A 6,281-nucleotide genomic window follows, 5' to 3' on the forward strand; every position below is an offset into this window, starting at 1 on the left:
ATCTCATGGCCGCACGCACCATGCCCACCGTCGAGGCGATCGGCGACCAGGTCTGCTGCTCGCCGCTGACCGGAGGCATCCTCGATGTCATGGCGGCCGACCAGCTCGCCCGCCGCTTCAAAGCCCTCGGCGACCCCACCCGCGTCCGGCTGCTCTCGCTCATCGCTGCGGCCGACGGCGGCGAGGCGTGCATCTGCGACCTCACCGAGCCCGTGGGGTTGTCCCAGCCCACCGTCTCGCACCACATGAAGCAGCTCGTCGACGCCGGCCTGGTCACCCGCGACCAACGCGGCAAGTGGGCCTACTACGCCGTCGTCCGCGAGGCCCTCAACCAGCTCGCTGTCGTATTGACCACTCAGTAGCTCGCGCGCACCCGGGAGCTGCGGGTCGAGATCGGGGATACTGGAAGCCGTGGTGACCGCCGAGGACGTGCCGCCAACGACGCGCAGCAGCGCGTTGCTCGGTGCTGTGACGGCGGCGCTGTTGGTCGTGGCGGTGTTCGTGATGCACGGGCCCAGCGCCGACCACATGCTGATGCAGGCGGGCCACGGTGGCAGTAGTGCGTCTCTGATGGTGCACTCCTCGGGACACGAGCATCGTCCGGACATGGCCCCCACTGGTGAGGTCGCGGTGGCGGATCAGAGCGCCACCACGGTGGTCGCCCTATCGCCGGCGGCCGCCATGGGGATGGCCCATTCCGACTGCGTGGCCACCCTGCGCGGCGACTCGTCGCTCGCGCCGGCAGGGTTGACGGCGGTGGTGTCGGTGGCTGCTCCGGCAGCGGCGACGCTCGGAACACCAATGTCGATGTCCAGGGCGGACCGCGCGCCGCCGGACACTCCGAGCCTCGAAAGGTTGTGCATCAGCCGGACCTAGAAGCAGCGCTCAGCGCGCCCCGCACCGCTTGCGTGGCGTGCAGCACCTGCTCGTCCAGATGGCTCCGCACACTCTTCGAAAGGCTTGTCTCGACATGAAGCGTTACCTCGCCCTGCCCATCATCACCACTGCCGCCGCCGCTGCTGCTGTGCTGGCCGGCTGTTCCTCCGCCGGGGACTCTGACCACGACGGCCATTCCGCCGGAGGCTCGTCGGGCTCCAGCGCGATGGCGACCATGCCCTCCAGCCCGGCCGCGGCTGCAGCCACCGGCCCGCACAACGACGCTGACGCGACGTTCGCCCGCGACATGATTACCCATCACCGGCAGGCCGTGGAGATGGCCGACATGGCGCTGAGCAGGTCGAAGAACGCCGGCTTGGTGGGGTTGGCCAAGCAGATCAAGGCCGCCCAGGCTCCGGAGATCGCGAAGATGAGCGCGTGGCTCGAGGGCTGGAATCAGCCCGTGCCCACCGGCTCGTCGATGGATCACATGGGCGGGACGAACCACAGCGGCATGTCGATGCCCGGCATGATGTCCGACACCGACATGGCCGCGTTGGGCAAGGCCACCGGGACCGCCTTCGACAGGCTCTGGTTGACGATGATGACCGAGCATCACAGGGGCGCGGTGTCGATGTCGAAGACCGAACTGGCCGAGGGCAAAAACGGCGACGCACAAGCCCTGGCGACGTCGATCGTGTCGACCCAGAGCGCCGAGATCTCGACCATGGCCACGTTGCTCGCCGCCTTGTAATCGACCCCGTTGCGCCATCGCACGCCGTTCCGCGAGGGGACGGCACCCTGGGCGGCGACGTCGGGAAGGGTTTCGCCCGACTCGGCGTTGCCGCCCCGCCCCGCGGTCAGCCCGCCCAATTCTCTGCTGGAGGAGGATCATGTCTCGTTCTGCCGCCCACCCGCACCATCACCACCACGGCCCTGACGCGGCCGGCAACACCGACGCCACGTCCAACGCCACGTCCAACTCCACCATGCATCAGCACGGTTCCGGTCTGAACACGATGGCCGCCAGCGCAACGCTGCACTGCCTCACCGGCTGCTCCATCGGCGAGATCGCCGGTCTGGTCATCGGCACCGCAGCCGGCCTGTCAAACCTCGGCACCGTCATCGTGTCGATCGCGCTGGCCTTCGTGTTCGGCTACACGCTGTCGTCGCTGCCGCTGCTCAAGGCCGGCCTGGCCGCGTCCGCCGTCGCCGGCGTCGTCCTGGCCTCGGACACCCTGTCCATCGCGATCATGGAGGTCGTGGACAACCTCACCGTCCTGGTCATCCCCGGCGCCATGAATGCCGGACTGACCGATCCCACCTTCTGGTGGTCCATGATCATCGCGCTCACCGTTGCCTACGCGGCGGCGTACCCGCTCAACCGCTACCTGCTCCAGCACGGCAAGGGCCACGCCGTCACTCACAGCGCCTACGACACCGCCCCGGCCCACATTCCGCGCTGGCGCCAGCGCATCCCCGCGCCACCGCCGACCGCTCTCGCCGCGACGATCGTCAGCTTCATGCTCGGCGGCCTCCTCGTCGCCATTGCCGACACGGTCAGTTGAGAGGCCGGCCGAAGTGATGCACATCGACGGTCGGCGACAACGACGCGCGCAACGTCAGCGCCGAAGCACAACGCGAGCGACGCGGGCCGTCAGGTTGACGGTTGCTCCGGGGTGTCCTGGATGGTGGAGACGATGGCTGCCAGGGCGTCGACGCACAGGTCGCGGATGTGGACTGCGTCGAGGTCCGGGGTGTCGAGCCAGTCGAGGGTCACGGTGATGGTGAGTGCGAGCCAGCCATGGATCGCGAGCTGCAGGACGCGGCTGGGTGGCCGGTCTTTCGCGAGGGCGTGGAGGATGCGGTTTCGTTGTTGCTCGAGGTTGGCGTCGATCAAGGCGCGGACCGTCGCGTCGGTGCTGGCGGCGCCGCGGAACAGCGCGCGGTAGCCGTGCGGGTGGGTACGGGCGTAGGTGAGGTACGCGTCGAGAGCTGAACCCAGCCGATCTTGGGCTGGCAGCGTGGGATCCGGGGCGGTGGCGGCCAGGATCGCGGCCGTCTCGTGCCGGACGACGGCGTGCAGGAAGCCGCGCTTGTTGCCGAAGTAGTGGTACAGCAGCCCGCGGGACACGCCGGCGCGGGCCGCGACGTGGTCGATCCACACCTCGTCGTACGGGCTGCTGGCGAACAGTTCGCAGCCGACCTCGAGCAGCTGTGCTCGGCGAGCGTCGACTGCCAGTCGTTGGCGGGCGGGGTTGTCGGCCATTGACCGCCCAGTCTAGGGCCCTACACTCGCTGTTGCACGTGGATTCAATAATGGCGACGGGTAGTCGCGCATGAGGGTGATCGGGGCCGAGGTGGATGGCTGGGAAGGTTTACGACGACGGTTGCTGATCAGCGTGTGCGCCTTGACTCGGACCACCGAGCTGGTTGCCCGGCGCCAGGGAGTGGCCAGCTTTCTGCCGGCGTTGTTCACGCTGAGGTACGCCAACATGGGCGGGATGGACCGCGAGGTCTTCGCGCGGCAGCTGCAGCGATGCCGATCGTTTGCCGATGTCGGGTGGACGTCGTACTGGGACGCGATAGCCGACGCCCATCTAACGGCTGCTGCCACGAGGCTCGAGAGGCTGGGCGGTCCGTCGGCGGCGGCGCTGCGCGAGGCGATGGAGCCCGGCGCCGATGCCGGTGCCACCGAGCGACGCGACGCGACGGCACGCTCGTTGAGCTCTGCGGTGGCCGGGGCGGCTGCGGTGGTGGCCGAGCATGGCCCGCAACCGTCGCCGGAGTTGATCGAGCGGCTCGCGTCGGAAGATGGGGGTGCCGGCGAAGCGCTGCCCGGGCACGCGGGAGAGGCTGCGATCGCGATCGACGAGCTAGTCAAGGCGATCACCTACCTGCAGGTCAGCGCCTTCCCGGGCACGACGCCGCGGCGGATGCGTGCCTATCACCGTTCGCGGCGGCTGTTCGATGTCCTGGTCACGGCGATCGACGCAGGCCTGGAGACGACGACCGTGGAGCAGTTCACGGTCCCCGTCGAGGGCGACGTGGTGCGGGGGTACGCGGTCTTCCCGTCCGGGGACACGCCGGTCCCCACCGTGCTCGTCACGAATGGCCTGGAAGGCACGGTGCAGGAACTCCTCATCCCGATGCTGCGCTACCGCGGCGGTCCGCTCGGGGTCGTGGTCATGGAGATGCCCGGTTCCTACGCCTACACCCGCCCGATGTCGGTGGACTCGTCGCGGATCTACGGCCAGGTGATCGAGCAGGCGGCGCTGCATCCTCGCGTCGACGAGGAGCGCATCGGCTTCGTCGGAGTCAGCTTCGGTGGCCACTGGGCCGCCCGACTGGCGGCGAGCAATCCGCGGTTGCGCTGCGCAGTGGCCTGTGGCGCACCCACCGATCACAGCTTCGGGCCCGCGCTCGGCATCCCGCAGATCATCTTCGAAGCGCTGGCCAAGGTGACCGGAGCACGTAACCCCATCCAGCTGGGGCGCAGGCTGCACGCCCTGTCACTGCGCGGCGAGTACCACACGATCACGATCCCGCTGCTCGTCATCAACGGTGACAACGACACCCTGCTCAGCACTCAAGACTCCATCGATCTTGCCGCCGGAGCCCGGCATGGCGAACTTCTGCTCTATCCGGGTGACGACCACTGCGCCATGGGCCACTACCGCGAATGGCTCGATCACTCCCAGCAGTGGCTCGCGCGACAACTCGCCGCGGCGAACGCATGACCGCGACGGTCCACGATGTCGCCGACGGCTGCCACGCCTGGCTGGGACACATCCCGGAGGCCCCCGTTGAGAATGCTGACCGACGAGGCCCCCGAAGGCGGCCGGCGCCTCGCCGCCCTGACCGACGACGGCGACCGGGTGGTCGACCTGAGCCCGATCGCGATCGACGCGATCACCCTGCTCGGCGGGGGACGTGGGCGGCCGTCGATCCTGTGGACTCGGGCACGCGGCAAGTCGTTCGGTACAGCCTGGTGGTTCTTTCCGACCCCCACGCCCTGCTGCGAGACCTAGTCGTCGCCGTCGACGGGTGAGCAGTCACGGGCTCATGGTGTTCTCGAAACTCGACCGTTTGCGAACGCAGTTGTGAGACAGCTACAACTGGCGCCCCGCGGCCATGCCCGTCTCAGAATCGACGGTTTGCGGGCGAGGTTGTGAGACGCCGAGAGTGGTTTGCTTGCCGGTTCTTCTAGGGGCCGCGCGCAGGGTCCGAATTGACAATCTCGACCGCGGATGCCGTAGCACAACCGAGCAGTTATGAGCTCTCGCTCGCTGGCCGCAGTTGCACGACGAGGTGCTCGCGCGGTTCGTTGCCGGTGATGATCTGCTCGCTTCGCGCGCGAGCGACCCAGCGGCCCTCGTCCACATGGATGGGGTGGGGGAAGGTGTCGCAGGGTCCGGCGAAGTTCCCGACGTAGAGATCGCCAACGGTAACGTCGAACTCGGTCATTGGCCACGTGGTCGTGGTGTCGCCCGGCGCTGGCGGTGAGTCGAAGGTGTCGATCGAGAGTTCGACCCAGCCGCTGTAAGCCTTGGTACCTAGGTAAAAGCCATTGGGGATAGACATGAGCAGGTCGGTGCCGGGTACCGGTTGCGGATCTTCGCTTCGCTCGCCGTCGTCGTCCTTGACGAAGATGAAGGAGTAGGAGTCGACGTAGGCAAGGCCGGAGTGGTGTCGGGTGGGGCTGGTCATGGGGTCAGTCCTTCAATGTGCCGGTCGTTCGACGAGGGCAGCTTCGCCGGTGGGCCGCGGTGTTCGGTCAGATGGTTTGTGTGCAGCCCCAGTCGGGGTACTCGTCGGGGTAATCGCACATCCAGTCGCCGTCGGCTTGAACGTAGAAGGCGTCGCGGTCGAGAACTCGCTCGTCGCCGAAGAAGTTGCCGAGCCTTGCTCCGGCCGCTCTGTTGTCCCTGCTGTTGATGGCGCGGGCGCTGTAGGTCCCTCCGCTTGCTCCGCCTTGGTAGGTGCTTGCGAAGGGATACTCGTCGCAGTCTTGCCCCTCTGCCTTGGGGAAGTTGTCCGGGCATGCGGCCTCGCGGTTTCGGCTCTTGGTGGCCTCATCGGTCGTTCGGGTGAGAGGGGTGCCGAAGACGGCGCCGGGGGCTCCCGCGGCTTGCGCATCGTGGATGTGCTTCGAGGCTTCTCCGTACCTAGTCATTGAGACCGTGGGTGTGGAGGCGGTGAAGACACAGCCGGGGAAGCGGTCCGCCCGTGCTGTGTTGTCGCAGCGCAGCGAGGTCTCCTGATCGACGTAGGGTCTGCTGCACTGATCTGTGACATCTTGACCTGGCCCACCAGTTCTGTTCCAGTCGATCTGGCTAACTGACTGCGGCGACGGTGGTCTGTTGGGACAGTAGTTCGTGCTGGATCGGGGTGCGGTAGTCGAG

The 6,281-nt window shown here is 67.6% G+C and carries 9 protein-coding genes; 6 read left to right on the top strand and 3 right to left on the bottom strand.

Annotation, left to right across the window (positions count from 1 at the left end; all coding sequences use genetic code 11):
• Positions 1-5: 5 nt before the first annotated feature.
• From AC0NZQ_RS08875 to AC0NZQ_RS08890, 4 genes are all read left to right on the top strand, one after another.
• On the top strand, positions 6-362 hold the full coding sequence (locus AC0NZQ_RS08875) for an ArsR/SmtB family transcription factor (RefSeq protein ID WP_474529356.1): 357 nt from the start codon (positions 6-8) through the stop codon (positions 360-362).
• A 49-nt stretch (positions 363-411) separates the two neighbouring features.
• Complete coding sequence (locus AC0NZQ_RS08880) at positions 412-876, top strand: hypothetical protein (RefSeq protein ID WP_474529357.1); 465 nt, start codon at positions 412-414, stop codon at positions 874-876.
• Positions 877-970: 94 nt separating this feature from the next.
• Entirely contained in the window at positions 971-1,630 is a 660-nt protein-coding gene (locus AC0NZQ_RS08885; protein ID WP_474529358.1) for a DUF305 domain-containing protein, read from the top strand.
• Positions 1,631-1,769: 139 nt separating this feature from the next.
• Positions 1,770-2,444, top strand: coding sequence for a DUF4396 domain-containing protein (locus AC0NZQ_RS08890; protein ID WP_474529360.1), 675 nt, complete (start codon positions 1,770-1,772; stop codon positions 2,442-2,444).
• Between the two features lie 89 nt (positions 2,445-2,533).
• On the opposite strand, the gene AC0NZQ_RS08895 is transcribed toward AC0NZQ_RS08890, so the two are convergent.
• A complete protein-coding gene (locus AC0NZQ_RS08895; protein ID WP_474529362.1) occupies positions 2,534-3,145 on the bottom strand; it encodes a TetR/AcrR family transcriptional regulator in 612 nt (203 codons plus the stop codon).
• Between the two features lie 70 nt (positions 3,146-3,215).
• Here AC0NZQ_RS08895 and AC0NZQ_RS08900 point away from each other — a divergent pair, with 70 nt between their 5' ends.
• Together AC0NZQ_RS08900 and AC0NZQ_RS08905 are read left to right on the top strand one after the other, a co-directional pair.
• A complete protein-coding gene (locus AC0NZQ_RS08900; protein ID WP_474529364.1) occupies positions 3,216-4,616 on the top strand; it encodes an alpha/beta hydrolase family protein in 1,401 nt (466 codons plus the stop codon).
• A gap of 72 nt (positions 4,617-4,688) precedes the next feature.
• Positions 4,689-4,907: a hypothetical protein gene (locus tag AC0NZQ_RS08905; RefSeq protein WP_474529365.1), complete on the top strand. Its 219-nt coding sequence runs from the start codon at positions 4,689-4,691 to the stop codon at positions 4,905-4,907.
• A 241-nt stretch (positions 4,908-5,148) separates the two neighbouring features.
• Here AC0NZQ_RS08905 and AC0NZQ_RS08910 read toward each other — a convergent pair whose 3' ends face one another.
• Together AC0NZQ_RS08910 and AC0NZQ_RS08915 are read right to left on the bottom strand one after the other, a co-directional pair.
• Entirely contained in the window at positions 5,149-5,586 is a 438-nt protein-coding gene (locus tag AC0NZQ_RS08910) for a hypothetical protein (protein WP_474529366.1), read from the bottom strand.
• A gap of 67 nt (positions 5,587-5,653) precedes the next feature.
• Positions 5,654-6,281 (bottom strand): NucA/NucB deoxyribonuclease domain-containing protein (locus tag AC0NZQ_RS08915; RefSeq protein WP_474529367.1); only part of this gene is annotated, 628 nt, incomplete at its 5' end.

Source organism: Jatrophihabitans sp. sgz311053 (genome assembly GCF_056135305.1).

What these genes read in the sequence shown, in the direction of transcription:
- AC0NZQ_RS08885 (WP_474529358.1), top strand. Translation starts at nt 971, where the DNA reads ATGAAGCGTTACCTCGCCCTGCCCATCATCACCACTGCCGCCGCCGCT.
- AC0NZQ_RS08890 (WP_474529360.1), top strand. Translation starts at nt 1,770, where the DNA reads ATGTCTCGTTCTGCCGCCCACCCGCACCATCACCACCACGGCCCTGAC.
- AC0NZQ_RS08900 (WP_474529364.1), top strand. Translation starts at nt 3,216, where the DNA reads ATGAGGGTGATCGGGGCCGAGGTGGATGGCTGGGAAGGTTTACGACGA.
- AC0NZQ_RS08905 (WP_474529365.1), top strand. Translation starts at nt 4,689, where the DNA reads ATGCTGACCGACGAGGCCCCCGAAGGCGGCCGGCGCCTCGCCGCCCTG.
- AC0NZQ_RS08875 (WP_474529356.1), top strand. Translation starts at nt 6, where the DNA reads ATGGCCGCACGCACCATGCCCACCGTCGAGGCGATCGGCGACCAGGTC.
- AC0NZQ_RS08895 (WP_474529362.1), bottom strand. Translation starts at nt 3,145, where the DNA reads ATGGCCGACAACCCCGCCCGCCAACGACTGGCAGTCGACGCTCGCCGA.
- AC0NZQ_RS08910 (WP_474529366.1), bottom strand. Translation starts at nt 5,586, where the DNA reads ATGACCAGCCCCACCCGACACCACTCCGGCCTTGCCTACGTCGACTCC.